Here is a 23,336-nt window from a genome sequence, read left to right on the forward strand (position 1 = left end):
TACGGCGGACGTTCGGGCGGCGCGCCCTGAACCGCATCCTGCGCCGCGTCAAGGCGAGCCCTCCGCGCCCACTAACTGGGTCGAAATGAACGCGGCGGCATCCTCGTTGAACTGGCCATCCGTCACACCGGCGATCGCCTTGCGGTTGAAGGGGACGTATATCCACGCCCCGGGTGCCAGCACGCGCGGCGGATCGCGATTCCACGCGGCGATGTTCTGTGGGAATACGCTGCCATCGGGTTGGATGACGAAGATCATGTCTGGATCCGCGGCAACGGACGCCGGGCACTGCACCAGGTAGCGCCGGGCATCCTGCAGGGCCACGTGCGGGACACTGCAAGGCTTGCCAACGGCACCCACGATCCTGATCGTGGACGGGCGGCGCGGGTAGAACAGCGCATCGCCCTCCTCGATCGGCCAGTTATCCGCCGCGGATACTTCGAGGCGATCCGGATCTAGCACCACGCTGGTGCGACGCCCCGTGACCGGCAACGTCGTGATCCACGCGTGGAACGCCGCTGCCGCAACGCCCAGGTCTTCTTTACCGTGCGTCAGTGCGTCCATGCGGATCACACCGAGCTCGAACACCACGCCAGCCTTAAGTCGCACCTGCGCCTCGTGCAGCGAAGGCCGGAGCCATGCCGCACCAGCCATGTAGGCATCGGGATTCACGCGGGCGGCGAGCGCGAGGTCCGCAAGCCGGGCACCTGGCGAATAGACGGCCGAACCGGCCTGGCGAACCTCGCCGGAGGCGCTCGCCCTCAGGGCGTCTTCGGCACTGGCACTGGCGGCGAGCAAGGCCGCTACCGCGCACGCCACCATCACCCACGCTGGCCGCCTCATGGCGCTGCCCCCGTGTATGGCCGCAACGCAATCAGCTCGAGCGGGAAGCCCGGGGCCACGTACTGGCGACTCTTCCAGATGAAACCATTCGCGGGATCTACCCAATAACGATTGGTAAAGCTGCCCGCCGGGCCACTGAGGTGCTCGTCGTAGCGGCGCACCTCATGCCGCGTGCCGAGAATCTCTATCGTCTCGGCACCCCCTGGCGTCAGCGTCGCCTGCATGACGACGCCATAGCGCTCGCCAGGAGACCAATCCATCGTGCGTGCATACGAGATGGGCGACGTTACGCGCTGCAGACCGCTTGCAAAGGGGTTTTCGACGCCTGTGATCGACGAACCGTCAAGATTTTGCGGCAGGCCAACCGTCTTGATCAGCAAGCCATCGCGCGTGAAGACGATGTCATCGCCCTGCCCGTACCAGCCGAGCCGCCCGTCTTCGACTTTGCCGAGAACGAGGATCGCTTCGCCCTCGGGGCCATTCGCCTGGAGTTGGAAATAGGGGGATGCTGCGACGGATTCTGCCGTGGGATGCACCGTTTCTCCGTGCACGGCGAGACGCACGGCTTCGATGCTGCCACTGGACACGGGCGAGCATGCGGCCAGCGCAAAAAGCGCCAGGGCGAGGCCACCGTAGGCAACAAGGCGTAGCGCGCACAGCGCGCGTTGTCGGGCGTCAGGCCAAGACAAGATCAGCGATGGTCCGGCAAGTGGAAATGGGAGGCCTGTCAACGTAATGAAACGGAAGGCCCGCATTGGACTGCACTGACTGAAGGAGACAAGGGCCTCCTTCGCACTCGGCACGTCCTAGGGACAGTACACGAGCTAACCGGACTGAAAACTGACTGGCGTCTCGTCTTGCGACTAGAGATATTTAAGCCAGCTGTTTACGCTGTTATCGATAAGCGTGTAGACATGTTCAAAGGCGGCCCGGCTTTGCCGGAAAGGATCCGGGATATCCTGGGCCGCCAGCCAGCGATCCAGCAGGAATACCTTTCCGCTGGCCTCGGGCGCCATCCTGTTGATGGAAACGACATGCTCCCGCTCCATCGCCAGCACCAGGTCGGCGCTGCGCAGGAGGGAGCGGTCCAACTGGCGTGCGCGGTGTGCACTACCATCGATACCGTGTTCGCGCAGGAGCTCCAGCGCGGTGGTATCGATACCGTGCCCCACGAGCGCGCCAAGCCCCGCACTGGATACCTGTACCTTGCTACCCGCGCCTAGCCGTTCGCGGAATACGTATTCGGCCGTCGGGCTGCGGCAGATATTGCCGATACAGGTGACAAGGATCTGCTGGAACATGTAAAGCGTTACTCCCGAACCAAACGATAAAGGCGCCATGCGAACCCGTCCCATCATAACCACTGTGACAGACACCTTGTGATGTGGCACGCCATCACCAGTTACGGCGACAGCGCGCTGTTGCTTCCTTTGATCGCGTGGGTGGCCATCGTACTTAGCCTACCGCCACAGCGGCGCGATGCCCTGCGCTGGATCATCGCCGCGATAACCACCGGCGGCACGGTGGCACTTTCGAAACTGGTATTCATGGCGTGGGGGATCGGTCCGCCCGGCCTCGACTACACCGGCATCAGCGGGCACACAGCACTGTCGGTACTCACATGGCCATGCCTTGCCGCGATCCTCATGCGTAGTGCGCGCAGGCCGTTCGCCGTGCTGGCCATCGCCGCAGCGTTTGTCCTCGGCCTCGCCGTGGGCGTGTCGCGCCTTGCGCTGGAAGTCCACAGCGTGTCCGAAGTCATCATGGGTGCGGCGCTTGGCGCGGTCATCGCCGCATGGTTCATTCACGGACTGCTGCCCGCGCCCGATCTTCCGACATGGCATGCGCTTGTGCTTATCGCAGGCACGATCATTATCTGGCTCGTGTTCTACGGGCGTGTGTTCCCGTCACAGCACCTGCTCAAGGACATCGCGCTATGGGTAAGCGGGCACTCGAATGTGTTCACGCGGCGATTGCGACTGCGATAGATACAAAGCCCGTGGACGCCGCGCCGCGCCTGTAACACACCCGTCATACGTCACACCTAGCCTCCCTTCCTTTCGGCGTGGCCGCCGCGGCCGCATCGCCCCAAGGGACCCCGATGTCCGATCCCTCACCCAGCCTGGCCCATGTCCTGCTTGAGCAGGATGGGCCACTGCAGCGCTACATCCACCGCCGGGCCGGGCACGCCTGGGATGCGCAGGACCTGGTCCAGGAAACGTACCTACGCCTGCTCTCCGCGGATCCGGAATCCATCCGCAACCCGGAGGCGTACCTCTTCACCGTGGCCACCAACCTGCTCCGCCAGCGCGCCGGTGGTCGGCAGACAGGTGGACGCGAGGATGGCGGCCTGGACGAGGTGCTCGACCGGCTGGCAACGCCTTGCGAAGCCGCCGCCGGGGTTGATCACGAGGTGCGCAGCAAGCGCCTGCATGAATTGATGGCCCGGCTATCGCCGAAGTGCCGTGCGGTGCTGGTGCTGCATTACCGCGATGAGCTGAGTTACCGCGATATCGCGGATCAGCTGGATATCTCGGTACACATGGTGAAAAAATACATCGTCAAGGGACTGGCCGCATGTCGGCAAGGGATGGGGCGTTATGCATGACGAGATCCGCCAGGCGGCGGCACGACGTATCAGCGAAGAAGCGGGCCAGTGGTTGCTGGCAAGCCGTGCGGGGCTGGATGAGCCTTCGCGCATTGCCTTCGTGAACTGGCTGCGCCATTCGCCGGCGCACGTGGCCGAGTACATGGCCATGGTGCAGCTGGATCAGGAAATGAAGGACGCCGCGGGCCACGAACCGCTGGCCGCGCCCGCGCTCGTGAAAGACGCGGCCAACGAACCCGCGGTAGTCCCGCTACGTCCACGCGCCGCGCACGCTGCCCACCCCGAGGCGACGCGCCATGCCAGGACACCACGCCGTCGACGCTGGCCATGGATGGCCACGGCGACAGCCACGGCTGCCGCGATCGCAGTGGCCACCGTCATCGCGTGGCCCGCCGAGCCATCCGTGACAGGGATCATCTATAGCGCTGGCGCCAACGCCACCCGCAGCCTCGACCTGGCCGACGGCAGCCGCATCCAACTCGACCGCGGCAGTGCCATCCGCGTGCAGTTCGACAACCAACGGCGCGATATCACCGTGCTCGCGGGAACCATGCTCATCGACGTGGGGCATGACGCGTCCACGCCACTCAGCGTGACCCTGGGCCGCACCGTCCTGCGCGACATCGGCACCGTATTCCAGGTAAGTACGAAGAGCGATGGCGGCGACGTCACCGTCCTGAGTGGCCGTGTGGACGTACTCGCACCACGTGATTCATGGCCATGGCCGGCGGGCAGCGTCGAGCCACAGACTGTGATCGCCCATCTGCAAGGGGGTGAGCGCGCCACGCTTTCGGGCGACGGACACGTGACCCACGTCGGACCCCGGGCGGACCTGTCGGAGGATCTCGCGTGGCTCCCTGGCGAGATCGATTTCCACGACACACCCGTGGCCGAGGTGGCCCGCCGGTTCAACGCTTACGGGCACGCCCCGCTCCTTATCGAGGACGATTCGGTCGCCAGTACGCGCATCAGCGGCCGCTTCCACGCTCGCGATTCCGCTGGTTTCGTGGCCTACCTGCAAACGCTGCCGGGCGTGCAGGTGCGCCGGGATGAGGAAGGCGTGCACGTGGTTCGCCACCTCCGCGGCGCCAACACGGCGCGGCTGTAAGAAAAAATTCACAGAAAAGGCGGTACCCGACAGGGGTGCCACCGACTCGTAGATGACATGCGCAACCGCTGCGCGCCATCTCCCTTGACGAGTCCCATCGCATGCGTAACAAGCTCGCCTTCCATCTTGCCCTGCTGCTGGGCACCCTACCCTTGTCCGCGATCGCGGCGCAGGCCACCCACGAAACCGCCATCGCCGCCATGCCGTTGGACCAGGCGCTCGATACGTTCGCCCGCCAGACGGGCTTGCAGGTGGTCTACACGCCTGATGCTGTCCACGCCCTGCGCAGCAAGGCGGTTCCCGCCGGGCTCGATGCCAAAGGCCAGCTGCACGCGCTACTGCAAGGCACCGGTCTCGACTACAGGTTCGTCACCGCGAGCACCGTCACCCTGGTGCCTGCGCCGAAAGACGACAAAAGCGCCGCGGCATCCAGCCGCGCGGGCTCCCTCCCGCCCATCGATGAAGCCGACGGCAGCCCGCGCGACCTTGCCCCGGTAAGCGTCCAGGCGAATACGGTCGATACGCTCGCACCCAGCGCACCGCCGCTGGAAGCCACGCAGCCCACCTCGGTGATCGACGAGCGTTTCATCCGTGACGGCCTGCGCTTCAACGCCAACTTCGACGACATCATCAAGTACGCGCCGAGCGTGACGGTCACTTCGCCCGAAGGCCCGGGCATGGGCAAGAACGAAGGCATCAGCATCCGCGGCTTCCAGGATGGCCAGTTCAACATCACATTCGATGGCATTCCGTTCGGCGATGCCAGTGATCTGCACCACACCACGTCGGCTTACTTCAACAACCATGTGCTCGGGCAGGCGGAGATTGATCGTGGCCCGGGCGGCGGTTCGACCATCGGTAACGCCACGTTTGGTGGCACCGTGGGTTTGCGCTCGCGTGACCCCAGCGCCGTGGATGGCGTGACGTTGTACACCACGGTTGGCAGCTGGAACACCGTAGCCGGTGGCGTCAGCGCCGACGAGACGCTGGGTAATACCCGTATCTTCGCGGACCTTTCCAAGGAAAAAAGCGACACCTACCTGAAGGGTACCGACGACAAGCGAGAACATGCCTTTATCAAGACGATAACGGCGCTTTCGTCAAACACCACGCTCACATTCGTGAGCAGCTACAACCGCGAACACCAGAATACCGTGCAGGGTGCCACGAAGCAGGAAATGGACGAGTTCGGCTGGCGCTATGGCCTGGGCAATGATCCGACGCTGCAGAGCTACAAGGGCTACAACAACGCGGCCTACTACTCGAGCTTTACATACGTGGGCCTCGCCACCCAGCTCGGCGAGTGGAGCATCGACAACAAGGCCTACTACAACAGCTTCGACCATTGGGCACGCAAGACCACCGATGCATCGGACAACAACCCGGCGGACAACGGCGTGACCCTCTACAATGCCGCCGGCAAGAAGGTCTCGACGCTGAAGAACGATGTGCCCGGCAAACTGGCGGATTCCGGCTTCCACTCGTTTGGCGACGTCCTCCGCTTCGAACGTGAGCTCGGCCCCGGCCAGCTGCAGACCGGTGCATGGCTGGAGCGCAGCCAGGATGCGCGCTATCAGTACCCGCTGGACCTGACCACGGGCGCCGAGACCGGCACCAAGTACGGCTCGAAGTACAACTACATCCTGCGCGACCGCACCGATACGTTCCAGCCCTACGTGCAGTACGACTGGTCGCTGACCGATGCCCTGACCCTGAGCCCCGGCGTGCGCTACAGCACCGTCACCCGCCAGATGAACGCACCGATCAGCAAGAGCAACGCGCAGGTGTCGCAGTACAACTCCGCCAACTACAACGCGATGCTTCCGTCGCTGAGCCTGCACGACAGCTTCAGTGACCAGTGGACGGGCTACGCGCAGGTAGCGAAGGGCTTCCTTGCGCCGCCCATCGATGTGGTCGAACTGGTCGGCTCAAAGAAACTCGACCCGGAAACCACGACCAACTACCAGTTGGGCACGGCGTTTGCCAATCGTGGCCTGACCTTCGGCGCCGACGTTTACTACATCGATTTCAAGAACTACCTCGCCACCACGCTCGTCAATACGGACGAAGGCCAGGAATCCACCTACCTCAATGCCGGCGGCGCGATCTACAAGGGCGCTGAAGTGGAAGGCACGTGGGCCATGACCCGGACGCTTAGCCTGTATGGCAATGCCACGTACAACAAGGCCACCTACAAGAACACCAGCACGCAGATCGCAGGCACACCCAAGGTCACCGCGGCGCTTGGCCTGCTCTACAGCAGCCCGCTGGGTTACTACGGTTCGCTGATGACCAAGTTCATCGGCAAGCAGTACGGCAGTGACAACGCCACCAATGACGCCGGCAACACCGTGTTCGTCAACGACAACCGCCTGGCGGCCTACGTTTCGACTGACGCCGCGTTTGGCTACCGCAGCGCGGACGGCGGCCCCACGGGCAAGGGTTGGTCGGTGAGCATGGATGTCAATAACCTCTTCAACGTCCACAAGCTCATCGGCTATGCCGGCACGCAGAGCGTGAGCGGTGACGCCCTGTACTGGGGCCTGCCGGGCCGTGGCGTGTTCCTTGACCTGTCGTTGAAGCTGTAAGGGGCTGGCTATGTCGATGCGTGTGGGTTATCTGCTTTGCGCGCTGCTGCTGGCGTCTCCTGTGACGTTTGCCACCGGCGCCGATGCACAGGAGCACGTGCTACAGCGAATCATCCTGATCCGCCACGGTATCCGGTCGCCCACCAAGGCGCCGGCGGAGCTCGCCAAATATGCCGCGGAGCCTTGGCCCGCCTGGCCAGTGGCGCCGGGGCAGCTCACGCCACACGGCATCGATACGCTGCACTCGCTCGGTAAGCGCATGGGTCAGGACCTGGCGCTGGCGGGCCTTTCGCAGGATGCTTGCCACGGCGAAGTCCGCGTGATCGCCGATAGCACGCCACGCAACCGTGCCAGTGCCGTCGCTCTGTTAGAAGGGCTCTCTCCTGCCTGTGCTCCAACGTATCAGGCGTTCCCCGCCGGGCAAGATGACCCCTTGTTCCGCGGGACCGGCGGCGGCGATGATGATGATAAAGGTGGTATTGACGCGGCCGCTATCGATGAAGGCACGCGCGCAACATTGGCCGAACTGCAGCAAGTGCTGCTTGGCTGTCACGACGACGCCTGCGTCGCGAAAGCCCGGGAGAGCGGCAAGCAAGTGCTGCTTGGCGGCGACCTGGCGAAGGCATTGAAGACGGCTGGCTCCCTTGCCGAGAACATCATGCTGGCCTATGCGCAGGGCATGCCCGCGGCGCAATACGGCTGGGACCGGCTCGATGCCGCAGGCGTCGCACGCATCATCCAGCTACACAACGCCTCGTTCCAGCTGGCGCACGCCACGCCCGAGGCGTCGCGCGGGCGTGGTGGCAACATGCTCGCCCATATCACGGCCACCTTGTTGGTGGCGGCCGGCAAGCCCGGACCCGTCAGTGCCCTGGCCCCGGCCAGCACACGCGTCCTGGTCCTCGTCGGCCACGACACAGACCTGGCAGCGCAAGCCGGCCTTTTAGGGCTCCACTGGCACGACGTGACGAACGGCGACGATTTCCCGCCGGGCGGCGCGCTGATCTATGACCTGGTACGAACGCCGCGCGGTGACGTCGTACGCCTCTCCGTGGCGATGCCGACGCTCACTGCACTGCGCACCGGGGACATGACTCCGAGCGGAGCGATCGCAAGGAAGACATTGGTGCAGCCTGCCTGCGGAGCGTGGCAGACATGCCCTTTGGAACACTTCGCCATGGTATCCGCACACGCTTCAGGTGACGCGCTCGCCCCCCAATTGAAGAGCGAGCCCGTCACCCACTGAGTCGCCCCAACTTATCACCAGGGCGCCAGGAAGTAGCCTACCTCTTAGGAACTCTTGAGCCGCTTCTTCTGGAACGGATAGAAGCGGTGCTCGCGCAGCTCGTGCTCGATTTCTTCCAGGCTCTTGCCCGCGGTTTCGGGAACCAGGTAATAAACGAAGGCCAGGGCGAACACGGAGATCACCGCGTACAGCCAGAAGGTGTGCGTGGCGCCTAGCCAGGTGACCAGCGACAGCGTCGTCAGCGTCACGATCAGGTCGAAGGTCCAGTGGCTGAAGGCGCCGATGCTCGCGCCCTTGCCACGCACGAACAACGGGTACACCTCGGAGTTGATCAGCCAGATGCAGATGCCGAAGCTGCCGCAGTTCAGCATCATGTAGGCGCCCAGGCAGGCTACGGCCAGCCAGCGGCTGAAATCATTCTGCGGGCCGGCGCCCTGGAACATGAAGCCCATGACGATCAGCGCGACGATCGAACCCGGGATCATCCACAACAGGTACGTACGGCGACCGATCTTGTCGACGAGGAAGCTGCCGATCACCGTCATGATGACGACCAGTACCGTACTCGCCCCGGTGCCGAGCACAGCGGCTTCATCAGAGAAGCCCGCCTTGGTAAGGATGGTGGGCGCGTAATAGATCAGCGCATTGTTACCGGTAATCTGCGAGAACATGGAAATGCCCGCACCCACGATCACGGCGGGGCGGATCCACGGCTTGGCGATGTCCTTCCAGCTGCTCGACGGCTCCTGCTCGGCGACCGTCTGGATCTCTTCGATCTCGGCCCGCGCCGCGGCCGTGTTGCCACGAACGCGTTCCAGCACCTTCATGGCCTCGTCGATGCGCTTCTCAGCCACCAGCCAGCGCGGGCTTTCGGGCAGGTACACCATGCCAGCCAGTAGGATGATGGCCGGCACCACGCCCAGGCCGAACATATAGCGCCAGTGTTCACCCAGTACGAAGCCGGTGAAATACGCCACGGTGATACCGAACACCACCATGAACTGGAACAGCGTCACCATCTTGCCGCGATGCTTTGAAGGCGACACTTCGGCGATATACACGGGAATAATTTGCGTCGAGCTACCGGCGGACAACCCGAGCACGAAGCGCGCTGCAATCAGCCAACCTACGGACGGCGCGAATGCAGACGCAATGGAGCCAATCGCGAACAGCACGCCGACGAAGATCACCATGCGGCGGCGGCCCAGGCGGTCCGAGAACGGCCCAGTCGCCAGGCAACCGAACAACGCGCCGAAGATAATGGCGCCGGTCACCAGCTGTTTGGTGGTGTCATCCAGTGCGAACTGGCGCCCGAGGCCGAGAAGCGCCACACCGATTACGCCGGTGTCGTAACCAAACAGAAGACCGCCAAGTGCCGCGATAACCGCGATGCCAACCACGATACCCGTACGAGGCGTGGCCTCCACGGTGACTGAAGAACCAGGGGACGTGACTGCGCTCATGCGGGCTCCATCGGAAGGGTTCGTGCGCGGAAATCCGCGCGGTACGCCGTGGCAGCGATGCGCCGGGCGTTCGGTTCGTCGGTCGTTTCGATCCAGTGCTGGGCTGCCTCGCGGGTGCGCCCGAACTGCATGTGGCGTTCCAGCAGGCGTTCAAGGCGCAGCTCGTCGTCGACATCCACGAACCAGACCTCATCCAGAAGCGGGCGCACATCGGCCCACCCGCCCTCGTCCATTAACAGGTAATTGCCTTCGGTGATGATCAGGCGCGCTTCGGCGGGCACGACCACTTCGCCAGCGATTGATTCTTCAATCTCGCGATGAAATGCGGGGCCATAGATAATTTCCCCCTCGACGGGAGTGCGTAGTCGCTTAAGCAGCGCCACGTAGCCATTCGTATCGAAGGTATCGGGTGCGCCTTTCCGCTCCGCCCGGCCGAGCCGCCTTAGCTCAGCGTTCGCCAGGTGGAAGCCATCCATCGGCACGTTGACCGCCAGTTCGCCGACGGTCGCGAGGATTTGCGCGGCCAACGTCGATTTGCCCGAACCGGGCAACCCCGCAATCCCCAGCATGCGCCGGCCACCGCCTGCCATCAGAGCATCGAGCCGTGCGCGGGTCGTGGTATCGATCATGGGTCCGGAGGGTAGTGGTGCGGCTGTAAGGAATTGATGAACGTGACAGTTTGTAAATGTCGTACAATTCCAACCCAAAAGTAAACCGGGTTAAGCACCACCGATGGACACTGCACGACGCCGCCCCATTGAGCTCATCGCCATTGATATGGACGGCACGCTCCTCGATCCAGGCCACAAAATCTCCCCCCGCGTAAAGCAGGCCATCCACACCGCGATTGCCCGTGGCGTCCGCGTGGTGCTGGCCAGCGGTCGCCCCGTGGCCGGCTTGCTGCCCTACCTGGCCGAGCTGGGCATCGCCGGGAACGATGAGTACTGCATCGCTTTCAACGGCGCCATCGTGCAAAACCTCGGCACCGGCGAGCGCGTGGTGGAATTCACCCTGGGTATCGAGGAATACCGCTATTGCGCGGCCATCGCCCGCGAGGTCGGCGTGCATTTCCAGGGCCTGGATGGCGAGCGTATGTACACGCCGGACCTCGATATCAGCCCCTACACGGTGGCCGATTCCTTCCTTACCCACACGCCGTTGTCGTACCGCGCGGTGGCCGACATGCCTGAAGGCATGCGCTTCCCCAAAATGATGATGATCGATCAGCCCGAGATCCTGGACGCAGCGATCGCCCGGCTTCCGGCGGGCTTTGCGGAGCGCTTCACCTCACTGAAGAGCTCCGCCAGCTTCCTCGATATCTTCGATGGCCGTGCGGGCAAGGGGCCCAGCCTGAAACGGCTGGCTGATCGGCTGGGCATTCACCGCGACAGCATCATGGCGCTGGGCGATCACGAGAACGATATCGCGATGCTGGAGTTCGCCGGGACCAGCGTGGCCATGGGCAACGCCATTCCCGCAGTAAAACAGGCCGCCCGCTACGAAACCGCGACCAATGCGGAAGATGGCGTCGCCCGCGCCATCGAGATGTTCGTACTTCAGTCGTAAGGGTTGACGGCGCTAGCCACGGGCGGCGCCTTCCTGAAGGTAAGACGCAACGCGGACAGCAGGAAGTACAGGCCACCGAACGCGGCGTACGGCGCCAGTTCGGCGATGCTGCGCGGCTCGCCAAAGGCGCGGATACCCATCACCACCCCGGCTAGCGCCGATTGCGCGCCGCTGATCATCATGAAGACCTGGCCACCCAGCTTGCGCCGCTGGATACCCACGGCGAGCTGCAGCACGCCTGATAGCAGGGCCCAAACCCCAAAGACGAATAACGCCCCTTTATTCCCCGCCACGATCAGGGCGATCACCAGCGCAATAGCCGTGACGATGCTGACCGCGGCATTGAACTGCTGGCCAGGATTCGCACGCAGGCCGCCGCTGTGGCGGACATCGATGATGTTGGCGAGGGCATCCCAGAGCGGGTAAAGGACGAGCAAGACGTTGGCGACGATGGCGGGAAGGCCCAGGCGCGAGAGCAGGATGACAAGGGCGACCCAGGCGAAAGCGACGCCGGCACGGAGGTAGTAGAACTGGCGGAGGGAGGTCATGGGTTTTGGGCTGGGTTTGTGGGGAAGGATTACCAGCCTACTAGTTGGTAGATTACCCAGTCAACCCTGCTGTACGGTGTCACCGATCGCGCGCAGGCGCGCTCCTACAGGGGTGCTTTGCTTCCTCAGCCTACCTAGTGGTAGGCTAAGTGGATGAGCACACAGCAGAAATTGATCGACTCGGCGCGGTACCTTATCCAGACCCGCGGCTATAACGGCTTTAGCTATGCCGATGTGGCTGAGGAGGTAAAGGTGCGCAAGGCGAGCATCCACCACCATTTCCCGACCAAGGCCGACCTGGCGCTGGCGGTGGTGGAGGAATCGCGCGCCGGCATCGTCGAGCAGACCCGTTTGCTTGCCGACGGCACCTTCGATCCGGCGCAAAAGCTGATGTTCTATACCGGCTATTGGGAAAAGTGCATCGCAGACGCGACAGCACCCTTCTGCGTGGCCGGCATGCTCGCCGCCGAGTTGCCGTCGCTGCCAGAAAACCTGGCCGAGGCCGTGCGTGCGCATTTCCGCGACCTGTCGCGCTGGCTCGAAACCATCCTCACCAAGGGCGCGCAAGTCGGCGTCTTTAAACTGCGGGGCGCGGCCAGCACCGAGGCCGAAGCGTTCATGTCGATCGTCTACGGCGCGATGCTCACGGCCCGGGCTTATGGCCAGCCGGCTAAGTTCGCCGAGGTGGTCCGAAGCGGACTGGAACGGCTGATCATCCCGCCCAAACAGTGAATTAGCTGCCGTAGCCAGGCCGCAAGCAACCGATTCACACCCGCTATCGTTCCCATCGGAAGGAACGATTGGATCGCCAGGCTGCTGCAACGCATCATTCATGGGACGCCGAAACGGCGTAATCCCTGCGAGCCCTGCCCCATGAATGCTTCGATTTCCTCGCCAGCCCGCTGGCTGCCGCTAGCGCTGGTGCTGGTGGCGACGGCCTCCTGGGCCATGTCCACCGACCTGCACTCCGCAGCCCCGACCTCTGCGAACGACAGTGGCGCGATCCTTCCGTACGGCGCGGCGAGCCACGCTGCAAAGGTGGCTGGCACTTCAGTGCTGCCCTACGGGGCCATGAGCGCGAATCGGGCGAATGCCCGGGAAGCCATTCTCCCTTACGGCGCGATGAGCCACGCGAAGATCGTACCTGCGGCGACGATCCTTCCGTATGGTGCGATGGGGCCGCGCGTCGCGCCCTAAGGCACCTTGTGCCTAGTGCAGCCTGAAGTAGGCAAGGATAGCCTTGGGATCCAGCACGGCAATCTGGACGTGCTGCTTCGCCGAGAAACCCGCGCCGGGGTAGAGTTCGCCACCTTCCCAAAATGCACCCCGCACCGCGTCGTAGGGCGGCAAGCCAGCGTCTGCGCGCAGCTTGTGCATCGTGCGCACTACCGCACAATCGAGGCGCCTAGCGCGCCTATCGGCACCTGATACGTTCACAGGTAAGGCAACGCCTCCATCGGATGCGGCCGCCGCCGCGGAGTCGAATGCGCGCGAAAGCTCCTCAAGGGCCGCCTGATTGTGCAGATCCAGGCAGCGACTGGCGCAAATCAGAGCACCGACAACAAACGGCTTGTGAATTGAGCCGGCCGTCGTAATCCGATCGCCAGTCGATGCACACGATGCAAACTCGAGTGCGCGCCAAGGATCGCCCTCCCAGAAGTAAATGCCGGGCCCCAGCCAGTCATGATCGTTGTCGCTGCTGGCCAAGGTAAGCTCACCGGCGAGCACAGCCTCCCCTGTAGCTGCGTCACAACCGTGAAAGCCTAGCGAGATACCAGGAAGGCGCTTATGGGCGTCCCACATGTGCGCACCGCAGGATCAACGTGAGCGCATCGGTTTTTCTAACGGCCCGATCGGAGGAAGGATTCCGACGGACCGCAAGAACTGTTCAGCAGCGACTTTGTCCGTACGAAGCTTGTGATCAATCCGGTCCATCGTCTCCTTCATTTCTGGATCGCACAGGCGCACGTGCGAATCGAACAAGCGGTTCCAGTTTGCGAACATGGGCGGCTCCTTGAGGGATCTCAGGCGATTGTCACCCGCACACAAGGACAAGGGAATGCGTCAACGCCCATCGACGTCCGTAGGCCAAGGACGATGCGACGTGCTCATGGTCAAAGTAGCGACAGGCAGCCTCAGGTTCGACCCACGAAACACCATCAGGGATGCAGTAGCAGCCCCTTGACCACCTTATCCACCGCATTGCGCGGCCCGCGAATTGCGAGACCCACAAGGTTCATGGACTCGACACGCTCTTCGCGGAAGACCCGGCGATTTTCCTCATCGTTGCCGGTGCTGAACATGGCATCGACATACGGGACGATGGTGATCTCTCGATCCAGCGCCTTCTGGCGAACCTTCCTCAGTGCATCGCCACCTGAGCCGTAGATCATCATCGGCTGGATCAGCATGCGACCGTAATGTACATCGGCTGCATCGATGTACGGCTCGCCAATCGCCTCGGGCGCGGCGGCGGCAATGCCTGTCGCCAGGAACGCCACCACATTGAGCTTCTGCCAGGTGGCCAGATCGTCGCGGACGATCAGTGCAACTTTCGTATCGAACATGCGTTATCTCGCTCAGGCTTCTGCCCGTGAGCATCCGCTACGCCCCTGCCCGCCCTATAGAACGTTTGTGCAAGCCTGCTGGTAGTGGCCAGGCGTCATGCCAAAGGCACGCCGGAACCAGCGGCCCAGGTGGCTTTGATCGGCGAAGCCGACGGCACTGGCGACCTCGGCCGGTGCCTCGCCCCGCGCCAGGCGTTCGCGGGCGGCGCGAAGACGCAGGTTCACGAGATAAGCGTGGGGCGACTGGCCGAATTCCGCAGTGAAATGGCGATTCAGGCGGAAGCGATCGATACCGGATTGATCAACCAGATCGTTGAGGCTTACATCGGTGGCCATGTGGTCGTGGAGGTAATCACGCGCCCGGCGCATGGGCGCCGAATGGACCGATGTCGAAGCCGGGGCTGGCGACGTCATGACTGGCTCATCGATTGCCATATGCCCGGCCAGGCTGTTCACCAGCCGATTCAAACTCAGGTCGCGAGCGAGCTTGCCCTCGCGCCCATGGATCGCCGCGAAAGAACGAACGATCGAATTGCGCAAACCCTCATCATCCGTAAGCGTTTCGCGAAATCGCGCCCGAAGCCCTGCCCCTAACGACGACGAACGCCCCTCCAGCGCATCGCGCAACCATGGCTGCGGGATGTAAAGCATCGCGTAGGTGAAGCCACCCGCTTCCGGCGCGTGCCCATCGTGCACCGCCCCGGGTTCGATCAGGATGATGCGGCCCCGTGTGCTCGTATGCATCGCCCGATGGCAGCGAAAGCGCTGCACGCCGTGCTGCGTTACACCAATCAACACTTCGTCGTGCGCATGGGCATCGTAGGCATGCCCCTGAAAATGCGCCTGCACGCTTTCGATGCCGGTTTCTGCATCGCGGCAAAGTTGAAACCAGTTATCTACATTGCGCGCGCTGCCAGCCATGGGACCCAGTATGCCTCGCGCGAATTTGTTTTCCACCTTGACGTGGTTCTCACATTTTGCCCCGGCGGCTCTGCGACACTCCGCCAATTCGCACGATCTAAATGGGGAAAATTTAGACGTTTAAATGATTCGTGCGCACGCGTTGCCAGGCCGGATCATCGCCCACGATCTGGCCGGGGAGTGGCGGGGGGAGGCGCAGCCTCAAGCCCCACAGTGGGTATTCCAGAGGAGCGCTTCTACTTATGAAGCTCGGTGCATGGCGCATTCGCGCACAATCCCTGCTGGCCGCGGCCAGCCTGACAGCCATGGCTGTCGCCTTCCCCACCCTCGCCGCGGAGCAGGCCCAAACGGCCAGTTCGTTAAGTGACGGCCCCACTGCCATGGCGCGGGCACGCGTGGCAGCCGATGTGCTGATGAGTTCGTACGACCCGGACAAGGCCTGGTTCCCCTCCAGTTGGTGGAACTCGGCCGTGGCACTGCAGACCATTGGCGATTACATGCAGCGCACCGGTGACCGCCGCTACATCGGCCAGTTGAACAACACCTTCGAGAAGGACAAGGGCGTATTCCCCGCGGGCGTACTCTCCGGCGATCCACTACTGGGCAACTTCACCAGCCGCGCCATCGATGATTCCGAGTGGTGGGGCCTCACGTGGCTGCAAGCCTACGACCTGACCCACGATCCCAAGTACCTCAACATGGCGATTACCATCGCCAATTACGTGTACGGCTATTGGGATACCAGCACCTGCGGTGGTGGCGTGTGGTGGGACGGCGAGCGCACCTACAAGAACGCCATTACCAATGGCTTGTGGATCCGCCTCACCGCCGAACTGCATAACCGCATCCCCGGCGATACGCTTTGGCTCGGCCGCTCCAAAACCGCGTGGACCTGGTTCCAGAACAGCGGCATGATCAATGCAGATGGCCAGGTGAATGATGGCCTGACCAACGCCTGCACCAACAACGGCCAGAACGTGTGGTCGTATAACCAGGGCCTGGCGATCGGCGGCGGCCTGGAACTGTTCCGTGCCACGCGCGATCCGAAGATCCTGGCCTCCGTGCGCCGGCTGGCGGATGCAGCCATCGGCCCGAACGCACTGGTGAAGAACGGCGTCCTTACCGAGATCTGCGACGCCACCGATCAGACCTGCGACGACAACGGCAAGCAGTTCAAGGGCATCTTCATGCGCTACTGGACTGATCTGGTCGATACCACCCATGACCGCGGCTACGCCGCCTTCCTCGATAACCAGGCCGAAAGCATCTGGAACGATGATCGCGACGCAGCGGGCCGCCTCGGTACCCGCTGGACGGGCGCCACCAGCGACGACCACCCCAACGTGTTCGACTGGCGCACGCAGGCCAGCGCACTCAGCGCCCTGGTCGGCAACGTGCCGCTGTTCACCCCGCTCGCTTCGCTGGCCGCCACCATGTCGCCGGCGCAGCCGGTGGTGATGCCCTCGGCATCGGGTACCACGACGATCCCGGTGCAGCTGAGCAGCTCGGCAACGGGCTTCTTCCCGTTGTTCGCGCTGGCGTCGGTCGAAGCACCTTCGGGCTGGAGCGTCACGCCACGTTCGTCACTGGTACGCCTGCAACCCCACGGCAATGCCGTGCCGGTGAGCAGCACGTTGCCGCTGACGATCAAGGTGCCGGGTACGGCAACTGATGGGCACCACACCGTCACGGCAAACCTGGTGGCCGCGGGCCTGCGTTTCAGCACCCAGGCTGATGTGTTGATCGCCCACAGCATCAACTTCGATACCGGCACTGTCGATGAGAACCCGTGGCTGTTCGATCCCGCCAACTCGCAGAGCAATGGCGTGCAGAACCGTTTCGCCGATGGCAATGCGCACTTCACGTACCGGTTCCCGTTCCCGAGCGACACCACCTCGGCACAGGTCACCCTGACCATCGATGCCGAGTTCCTGGTGCAGGTGAGCTCGGATAACCAGACCTGGACGACCGTGCTGCAGGAAACGCGGCCGATCACCGATGGCTCGAACAAGGCCGATCGCACGATCGACCTCACGCCGTACCTCACGACCGGTGCGGACGGTTCGAAACCGGTTTACCTGAAGGTCTCCGACTCCTTCCCCAACGATGGCTGGGGTGGGCGCGTGTATCACGTGACGGCGAATATCGTCGAGTAAGCACAGGGGTGCCTCCGTCCTCGCCCTAACGGGGACGGAGGCATTAGACGAAGTGCAGGCCCAGGGCCGTCGCTGCATGCGGCGGCATCAGCGTCGCCATCTCCTTCTGCAGGAAATCGACGAAGCTGCGCACGCGCGGCGGCTGAAAGGTGTTGGCGTGGTACAGCGCATGGATGGGCGACGGTGCCGACCATGCCGGCGCATTAACGAGTACCAGGCGTCCTTCGCGAACATCGTTGGCAACCGCCCACAGCTGGCGGTAGGCGAAGCCGCGGCCGAGTACCGCCCAAGTGCGGATGACTTCACTATCGGTGCTTTCGTGGTAACGCCTTACCCGCACCACAGTGTCGCCCAGACGCCATTCGTTGCGCGGGCCAGCGTTGGTGGTGATGACCAGCGTCGGCAGGTCGGCCAGGTCTTCGGGATGCATTGGCATGCCCTGTGTCGCTACGCACGTGGGCGACGCGCAAACAACGCGCCAACTACCGGCCAGATGGCGGGCGACGAGATCGGTGTCCTCCAGCGGACCGACGCGAATGGCGACATCGACATCATCGGGCACGAAGCGCGAGAGCGAATCGGACAGGGTCAGCACGATGCGCACATCGGGGTGCTGGGCCATGAAGCGATCGAGAATGTGGACAATGACATTGCGGCCCAGATCCGACGGCGTCGAAACACGCAACGTGCCGCTGATGCGATTGACGCCCGTACGCACGGCCTGCTCCGCCTCGCGCATGGTCTCGATCGCCATGCGGCAGGATGCGATGTAGGCACGGCCTTCGTCGGTAAGCCGGAGCTGCCGCGTCGTCCGCTCAAACAGGCGTGCGCCGAGCGCAGCCTCGATGCGCTGGACACAGGCGCTGGCCGCCGCCGGCGAGAGCCCCGCACGCCGGCCAGCGGAAGACAGGCTACCAAGGTCCGCCGCATCGACGAGGAGCTGCATGTCGCTCAGGCGGTTCATGGGCGGGGCCTCGACGGGGGCAATGGCCCGATCATCTTCAACTTACGTTTGAAGGTCAATTCATATCGAGGCTCATTATCAAATTCATCCGCCAGCGGGATGATCCGGACACCCCACCCACGGAGCACCCCATGTCCCGCCTGCGCCCTTCTCTACTGACCACCCTGCTCGCCCTGGCCACCGCCCCGTCCTTCGCCGCCGCCTCCGATGCCATGCCAGTACCGAAGGAACTGATCGGCGCCTGGACCCTGGTCCGTTGCGACAACGTCTACCCCGATGGGCACCGGGTGGAACTGTACGGCCCGAACCCGGAAGGGATGTGGCTCATCGACGCCCAGGGCGACTACATGATGCAGATCGTCCGCGCAAAGCGGATGCCGTTCGCGGTGAACGACAAATCCAAAGGCACGCCGGCGGAATACAAGGCCGCGTCGATGGACAGCAATGCGCACTTCGGCCATGTGAGCGCGGATCGGCACACCATGCACAGCCAGATTGTGCGGGCGTCATTTCCGAACTGGGATGGCAAGGGTGGTGATACCGCTTACACACTCAAGGACGATGAGCTGACGTATACGGTGGCTAAGCCTTCGAGTGGGGCGGCGGAAGGGGCGCATGGGGAAGTTGTCTGGAGGCGGAAGAGTTAATCAGGAGCAATGACGCTGAAGAACACCACCGAGCCCACCTGCCTGCGATCAGCATCGAACAGCGGCCGTGCGGAAACGCTCAAGAGGTGGCGCACGCCGTCACAGCGCTTGATCACCAGGCGCTCATCGCGCGTGGTCTTCTGCTTGAGCACTGCCCGGGCGAGGGGAAGATCGGTGGAAGGATACGGGCGGCCATCCTCGGTGAAGACGCCGTGGAGCGCACTGTAGTCTTCAACGCCTGCGCCGATGCGTGGTGTTTCCAGGATGTCCGTCGCCATTTCGTTCGCGAACACCATCTCGCCGGCGGCATCGGTGATGACGATGCCCTCGCCTTCCCTGCCCGGCCCCGCCAGGCGCACCAGTTCCGCCACATCCGCGCTCAGCCCGCTTACACCCATTGGCCACCGCCCTCGTATCGCCACGTTCGCGACCATGAAAGCGTGCGAAAGGTCAGGATGGCGTGACGTGATACCCCGATGGTGGCACCGGTTCATGCGGGCGAGTGACGCCATTTCGGCAACCGCGGGCGGCGGTAGCGCCGTGCCAGGAACGAATGACAGCCGATTCAGGCGGGCGAAAGGGACAACCTCACAGGAGGTCATCCCTGCCCGGCTCATCAAGGGCAACCCGCGGATTCCATTCGCAACGCCGCGAGCGTGTGAGCACCCAGGCGGGGATGCTGGTCATCGCTGCCATAGGAGGGAAGCTCGGTGTAGCGTTGGATAAAGGCATACGCCGGGCGGTTCAGGAACGATGCCAGCCCGGCCGGCCCATCCGCCTGTGCGATAGCGCGCGCCATGGCATAGCTGATGTTGTAGAGCACAGCGTGACCAAAGAAACCAACGTCATACACGTCGTCGTAGGCGACGGCAGGCTTCGCCTCCAGCGCGACGACCGACATCTCCAATAACGCCGCACTCATGGCCATATGCCGGGCACCATCGTCCATATCCGTCTTCTGGCGCAGGCTGTTCGCCGACTTGAACTGGGCCATGAGCGATACATCGGCCACTTCCACCGCGGTGCCCTCACGGTACACATCGTCGAATAACCTACGCACGGCACGGCACGCCGTCGACGCATCCTCGTCCTGGCCCTTGGGTATGCGCGATGCCGTAAACACGCCCTGCACGGCGTGGTACATCTCGTGAGTAGTCACACTGCGGGCCATGGCGAAGTCGTCGGTCATCACCAGGTTCAGGTAAAAATCGGTGTCGCCAAAGGCATAGCCGCCGCCGTCTCCCACGGCCACGACATATCCCTTCAGTGTCACCGTGGTGCCGGGCGGCGTGTACGCGTCAATGCGCTTGCGAATCGCACCCTGGAACCCCGCTGGATCCGCATCGATCTTCGCCAGTAACGCGTTCGCACCCGCAATCTTGGGCTTCATCCAATCCAGCAGGAACGCCGCCTCTTCTTTTTTTGTTACCGGCTGGCCATGCGCGGTGGCGAACAACGCATGCGCCAGGTCGTCTTCGGTCACATCGATCTTGAATTCCCGAAGCTTCCTGATCGGCCCCTGGTTCGCAGGAAGTTGCGCAATGCGCTTTGCATCGGCCAGGGAGAGATTGGGATTCTGCAAGGCATCGAGCACGGCATGCGCCGCATGCGTATCGATAACCACATCGACGGTGGCCGATGCCTGAAACGAAAGGAGAAAGCAAAGCAACACGGCGATATGCCGAACGTCGAGAGTCATGAACGGTCCTGGAGTCAGGGAAGGATGTGCGCAGCGCCCGCAATAGATGCATGCCAGCCTCATGCGGTTGCACGCCACGCACCAGATCGCGCCCGTTCACGCTATCGTCGTGCAGGTCATGGTGGCTTGGCGAATTGCGCTCGCAGCTTCGCCTGCTGGCGCACCTATTCGCCGCGCGAAGACGCGTCCACGAGATCCCGGAACCGGGTCAGTTCCGTCTCATCCATATCCGAAACCATGGCGACGGCCTGCCCACCCATCGATGCGCGTTCCAGCACGTAGCCCTGCTGCCGAACGGGCGCGGTTCCCGCGGGAACGACCGCCGGCGGCAACACGAACACATCGATCAGGTGCTTTCCATGCCGGTAAACCAACACGGGAACACGCTCGGACCCCACGTAGTCGATGCGTCCGCCAATCAGGGCGTACCCCTGATCAGCATAGTCACGCACCGTGGGCGACACGGCGATCCTCCCGGCAAACCACGGCTTTACCGTGTGCTGATCAGTGGATACCACATCGATGGGTGCCGCTGCGGCGAGCGCACGCCAGTGGCTGGCGAACAGGTCACGGGTCAGTTGTGATTCCTCGCTTACGGACGCCGAGCCGTGGTTCCAGGCCTCGAGAGTGAAGCCGCCTGCAACAAAGGCCAGCACCCAGGAAGCAGCAAGGGCTAACCAGCGCACTCGATTCTGCAAAGCGCGCGCGGCGACGGGAGCCGCGGCCGCGCGCTCGATCCGCGTACGGAGCGCTTGCGGTGCCTTGTACCGGGCCGCCTCGTGTCGCAGCGACTGGCGTAGCGCATCGAGTTCGATCAACGCGGCCTGACAACTCGCGCACTCGTCCAGGTGCGCCTCGAACTCGCGACTGGTCGCCCGGTCGAGTTCACCGTCGAAGTACAAGGGCAGCAGGTCGCTGGCAGTCTTACAGTCCATGCGGGGCTCCCGTGGTGCCATCCTCAGTCAGTGCCTTCTGCAAAAGCGCACGGCCTCGGGCCAGGCGCGACATGACAGTTCCCATCGGCGTTTCCAACACGTCGGCGATCTCCCGATAGGAGAGTTCTTCGATCTCGCGCAGGATAAGGACCTCCCGGTAAACCACTGGCAACCTCTGCAGCTGCACATCGATCTGCTGCGTGCGCCTGGAGCTGTCGAGGCGCTCCTCGATATCGTCGGCACCGGTGTGCGGCAACCAGCGCTCGGCGGCCGCGGGATCTCCGTCGATGGCCACGTTCCTCGTGTCCTTGCTGCGCACGGCCAGCCGCGCAAGGCAACAGTTGCGCACGATCGCCAGCCACCACGCCCGCGCATTGCCACCGGCATAGGTATCGCAGGCGCGGGCAGCACGCAGGTAGGCATCATGCACCGCGTCCGCGGCATCCTGCTCGCTGCCCAGCAGCCACCGACCCAGGTTGTAGGCAGCATCCAGATGGCGCAGGGCCAGTTCATCGACAACGGTTCGGCTAGGGGTCGAAATCATGTCGGCGGCTGGTTACCGGTCATACCCGCAACATACGCTGGATCACGCTATCCCTGTCGAAGAACCGGTGCTTCAGCGCGGCACCGATATGCCCGACCACGAGGATACACAGAACCCAGACCAGCGAGACGTGCAGGGTATCGGTGAGCAGGCGCAGCGGTTCGTCCTTGCCGATCAGCACAGGAAGGTTGCCCATCCCGAAGAAGCTGACCGGGTGGCCGCCGGCCATTCGGTGCAGGTAACCCGTGAGCGGTACCAGCAGCATCAGGGAATAAAGCACCCAATGCAGGCCGTGGGCAACGCCCCGCTGCCACGCCGGGATGGTGGTGGGTAGCGCGGGTGGCTTGTGGGTGCTGCGCCAGAACAGGCGGAACACGGCCAGCAGGAAGATCAGGGTGCCAAACGACGCGTGGTAGAAGAGCACCTCGTCGTGGCCGGGGGCCTTCTTCGGGAAGGTTTCCATGAAGAAACCAAGGGCGACATTGAGGAAGATCAGGATCGCGATCGACCAGTGCATGGCGATGGCGACCTTGGTGTACGACGCGGGTTGCGGGGTGGAGACGGTGTGTAGCGCCTGGGCTGGCATGGACATGGCTGGGGCCTCGGTTCGCGGTACCGGAACGGTTCCGACGAATTCCAAGATCTTTCGGAGACTATTTTTATTCCCGCAAGAGCTCGCCCGAGGAAATTACATGATGCACATCATTACTTTACGTGAAATCGCAAATACTTGCGGTGTCTATAGGTGCTTCATATAGGAAAAAACCTGATAGACACGATTACGTACGCAATCTTAACTTCGATGAAAGGTAGCGACGGGTAGCGCTGCTTTTACGTGCGATATCGACCGCAAGGTCATACGCACGGGTTGTGCAAATTTGTGCGGGCTCTTTTGCCCGCATATAGCGGCCGCAAGGCCATCTGGGGAGACAA

At 63.2% G+C, this 23,336-nt stretch carries 26 protein-coding genes; 10 read left to right on the forward strand and 16 right to left on the reverse strand.

Features of this window, described 5'->3' with window-relative positions; translation table 11 throughout:
• Positions 1-48 precede the first annotated feature (48 nt).
• The 3 genes from L2Y97_RS12010 to L2Y97_RS12020 all read right to left on the reverse strand — a co-directional run bounded on the left by L2Y97_RS12010 (position 49) and on the right by L2Y97_RS12020 (position 2,144).
• On the reverse strand, positions 49-843 hold the full coding sequence (locus L2Y97_RS12010; protein WP_247426686.1) for a capsule biosynthesis GfcC family protein: 795 nt from the start codon (positions 841-843) through the stop codon (positions 49-51).
• Positions 840-1,406, reverse strand: coding sequence for a YjbF family lipoprotein (locus L2Y97_RS12015; protein WP_247426689.1), 567 nt, complete (start codon positions 1,404-1,406; stop codon positions 840-842). The genes L2Y97_RS12010 and L2Y97_RS12015 overlap by 4 nt, the downstream gene beginning before the upstream one ends.
• A 300-nt stretch (positions 1,407-1,706) precedes the next feature.
• Positions 1,707-2,144 (reverse strand): low molecular weight protein-tyrosine-phosphatase, encoded by a 438-nt coding sequence (locus L2Y97_RS12020; RefSeq protein WP_247426692.1) that lies wholly within the window; start codon positions 2,142-2,144, stop codon positions 1,707-1,709.
• 81 nt (positions 2,145-2,225) lie between these two features.
• On the opposite strand from L2Y97_RS12020, the gene L2Y97_RS12025 reads away from it, so the two are divergent.
• From L2Y97_RS12025 to L2Y97_RS12045, 5 genes are all read left to right on the forward strand, one after another.
• Entirely contained in the window at positions 2,226-2,831 is a 606-nt protein-coding gene (locus L2Y97_RS12025) for a phosphatase PAP2 family protein (protein ID WP_247426694.1), read from the forward strand.
• Positions 2,832-2,944: 113 nt separating this feature from the next.
• On the forward strand, positions 2,945-3,451 hold the full coding sequence (locus tag L2Y97_RS12030; protein ID WP_247426697.1) for an RNA polymerase sigma factor: 507 nt from the start codon (positions 2,945-2,947) through the stop codon (positions 3,449-3,451).
• Positions 3,444-4,559, forward strand: a complete 1,116-nt coding sequence (locus L2Y97_RS12035) for a FecR family protein (RefSeq protein ID WP_247426699.1) — start codon at positions 3,444-3,446, stop codon at positions 4,557-4,559. The genes L2Y97_RS12030 and L2Y97_RS12035 overlap by 8 nt, the downstream gene beginning before the upstream one ends.
• Before the next feature lie 101 nt (positions 4,560-4,660).
• The gene (locus tag L2Y97_RS12040; protein ID WP_247426701.1) at positions 4,661-7,147 is read left to right on the forward strand and encodes a TonB-dependent receptor; all 2,487 of its coding nucleotides are present in this window, start codon (positions 4,661-4,663) and stop codon (positions 7,145-7,147) included.
• A 10-nt stretch (positions 7,148-7,157) separates the two neighbouring features.
• Entirely contained in the window at positions 7,158-8,393 is a 1,236-nt protein-coding gene (locus tag L2Y97_RS12045) for a histidine-type phosphatase (protein ID WP_247426704.1), read from the forward strand.
• 44 nt (positions 8,394-8,437) lie between these two features.
• Here L2Y97_RS12045 and L2Y97_RS12050 read toward each other — a convergent pair whose 3' ends face one another.
• Entirely contained in the window at positions 8,438-9,856 is a 1,419-nt protein-coding gene (locus L2Y97_RS12050; protein ID WP_247426707.1) for a sugar porter family MFS transporter, read from the reverse strand.
• Complete coding sequence (locus L2Y97_RS12055) at positions 9,853-10,485, reverse strand: nucleoside/nucleotide kinase family protein (protein WP_247426710.1); 633 nt, start codon at positions 10,483-10,485, stop codon at positions 9,853-9,855. Before L2Y97_RS12055 ends, L2Y97_RS12050 begins: the two co-directional genes overlap by 4 nt.
• A gap of 103 nt (positions 10,486-10,588) precedes the next feature.
• Here L2Y97_RS12055 and yidA point away from each other — a divergent pair, with 103 nt between their 5' ends.
• Complete coding sequence (gene yidA / locus L2Y97_RS12060; protein WP_247426713.1) at positions 10,589-11,422, forward strand: sugar-phosphatase; 834 nt, start codon at positions 10,589-10,591, stop codon at positions 11,420-11,422.
• On the opposite strand, the gene L2Y97_RS12065 is transcribed toward yidA, so the two are convergent.
• Positions 11,413-11,970: a hypothetical protein gene (locus L2Y97_RS12065; RefSeq protein ID WP_247426715.1), complete on the reverse strand. Its 558-nt coding sequence runs from the start codon at positions 11,968-11,970 to the stop codon at positions 11,413-11,415. The two genes, yidA and L2Y97_RS12065, sit on opposite strands and share 10 nt — an antisense overlap.
• 153 nt (positions 11,971-12,123) lie before the next feature.
• On the opposite strand from L2Y97_RS12065, the gene L2Y97_RS12070 reads away from it, so the two are divergent.
• Positions 12,124-12,702 carry a TetR/AcrR family transcriptional regulator gene (locus L2Y97_RS12070; protein WP_247426717.1) on the forward strand — a complete coding sequence of 193 codons (579 nt, stop codon included), beginning with the start codon at positions 12,124-12,126 and terminating at the stop codon, positions 12,700-12,702.
• 141 nt (positions 12,703-12,843) lie between these two features.
• Complete coding sequence (locus L2Y97_RS12075; RefSeq protein WP_247426720.1) at positions 12,844-13,167, forward strand: hypothetical protein; 324 nt, start codon at positions 12,844-12,846, stop codon at positions 13,165-13,167.
• A 12-nt stretch (positions 13,168-13,179) separates the two neighbouring features.
• On the opposite strand, the gene L2Y97_RS12080 is transcribed toward L2Y97_RS12075, so the two are convergent.
• From L2Y97_RS12080 to L2Y97_RS12095, 4 genes are all read right to left on the reverse strand, one after another.
• Positions 13,180-13,677, reverse strand: coding sequence for a hypothetical protein (locus L2Y97_RS12080; RefSeq protein WP_247426722.1), 498 nt, complete (start codon positions 13,675-13,677; stop codon positions 13,180-13,182).
• Between the two features lie 111 nt (positions 13,678-13,788).
• Entirely contained in the window at positions 13,789-13,974 is a 186-nt protein-coding gene (locus L2Y97_RS12085) for a hypothetical protein (protein ID WP_247426724.1), read from the reverse strand.
• A gap of 155 nt (positions 13,975-14,129) precedes the next feature.
• Positions 14,130-14,537, reverse strand: coding sequence for a DUF2000 domain-containing protein (locus L2Y97_RS12090; protein ID WP_247426727.1), 408 nt, complete (start codon positions 14,535-14,537; stop codon positions 14,130-14,132).
• Between the two features lie 54 nt (positions 14,538-14,591).
• Positions 14,592-15,458 carry an AraC family transcriptional regulator gene (locus L2Y97_RS12095; RefSeq protein WP_247426730.1) on the reverse strand — a complete coding sequence of 289 codons (867 nt, stop codon included), beginning with the start codon at positions 15,456-15,458 and terminating at the stop codon, positions 14,592-14,594.
• 242 nt (positions 15,459-15,700) lie between these two features.
• Between L2Y97_RS12095 and L2Y97_RS12100 the strand changes: the two genes are divergently transcribed.
• Complete coding sequence (locus tag L2Y97_RS12100; protein WP_247426733.1) at positions 15,701-17,614, forward strand: glycoside hydrolase family 76 protein; 1,914 nt, start codon at positions 15,701-15,703, stop codon at positions 17,612-17,614.
• Between the two features lie 43 nt (positions 17,615-17,657).
• Here the strand turns inward: L2Y97_RS12100 and L2Y97_RS12105 are convergent, their stop codons facing one another.
• On the reverse strand, positions 17,658-18,578 hold the full coding sequence (locus tag L2Y97_RS12105; protein WP_247426735.1) for a LysR family transcriptional regulator: 921 nt from the start codon (positions 18,576-18,578) through the stop codon (positions 17,658-17,660).
• 131 nt (positions 18,579-18,709) lie between these two features.
• On the opposite strand from L2Y97_RS12105, the gene L2Y97_RS12110 reads away from it, so the two are divergent.
• Positions 18,710-19,225, forward strand: coding sequence for a lipocalin-like domain-containing protein (locus L2Y97_RS12110; protein ID WP_247426738.1), 516 nt, complete (start codon positions 18,710-18,712; stop codon positions 19,223-19,225).
• Here the strand turns inward: L2Y97_RS12110 and L2Y97_RS12115 are convergent.
• The 5 genes from L2Y97_RS12115 to L2Y97_RS12135 form a co-directional block, all read right to left on the reverse strand.
• Positions 19,222-19,623: a PAS domain-containing protein gene (locus L2Y97_RS12115; protein ID WP_247426740.1), complete on the reverse strand. Its 402-nt coding sequence runs from the start codon at positions 19,621-19,623 to the stop codon at positions 19,222-19,224. The genes L2Y97_RS12110 and L2Y97_RS12115 overlap by 4 nt on opposite strands.
• Positions 19,624-19,841: 218 nt before the next feature.
• On the reverse strand, positions 19,842-20,924 hold the full coding sequence (locus L2Y97_RS12120; RefSeq protein WP_247426743.1) for a DUF5700 domain-containing putative Zn-dependent protease: 1,083 nt from the start codon (positions 20,922-20,924) through the stop codon (positions 19,842-19,844).
• 164 nt (positions 20,925-21,088) lie between these two features.
• Positions 21,089-21,859 (reverse strand): anti-sigma factor family protein, encoded by a 771-nt coding sequence (locus L2Y97_RS12125; RefSeq protein WP_247426745.1) that lies wholly within the window; start codon positions 21,857-21,859, stop codon positions 21,089-21,091.
• Positions 21,849-22,403, reverse strand: a complete 555-nt coding sequence (locus L2Y97_RS12130; protein ID WP_247426748.1) for a sigma-70 family RNA polymerase sigma factor — start codon at positions 22,401-22,403, stop codon at positions 21,849-21,851. Before L2Y97_RS12130 ends, L2Y97_RS12125 begins: the two co-directional genes overlap by 11 nt.
• A gap of 19 nt (positions 22,404-22,422) precedes the next feature.
• Positions 22,423-22,995: a cytochrome b gene (locus L2Y97_RS12135; protein WP_247426750.1), complete on the reverse strand. Its 573-nt coding sequence runs from the start codon at positions 22,993-22,995 to the stop codon at positions 22,423-22,425.
• Between the last annotated feature and the right edge of the window lie 341 nt (positions 22,996-23,336).

The organism is Luteibacter aegosomatissinici, from assembly GCF_023078495.1.
Classification (GTDB): domain Bacteria; phylum Pseudomonadota; class Gammaproteobacteria; order Xanthomonadales; family Rhodanobacteraceae; genus Luteibacter; species Luteibacter aegosomatissinici.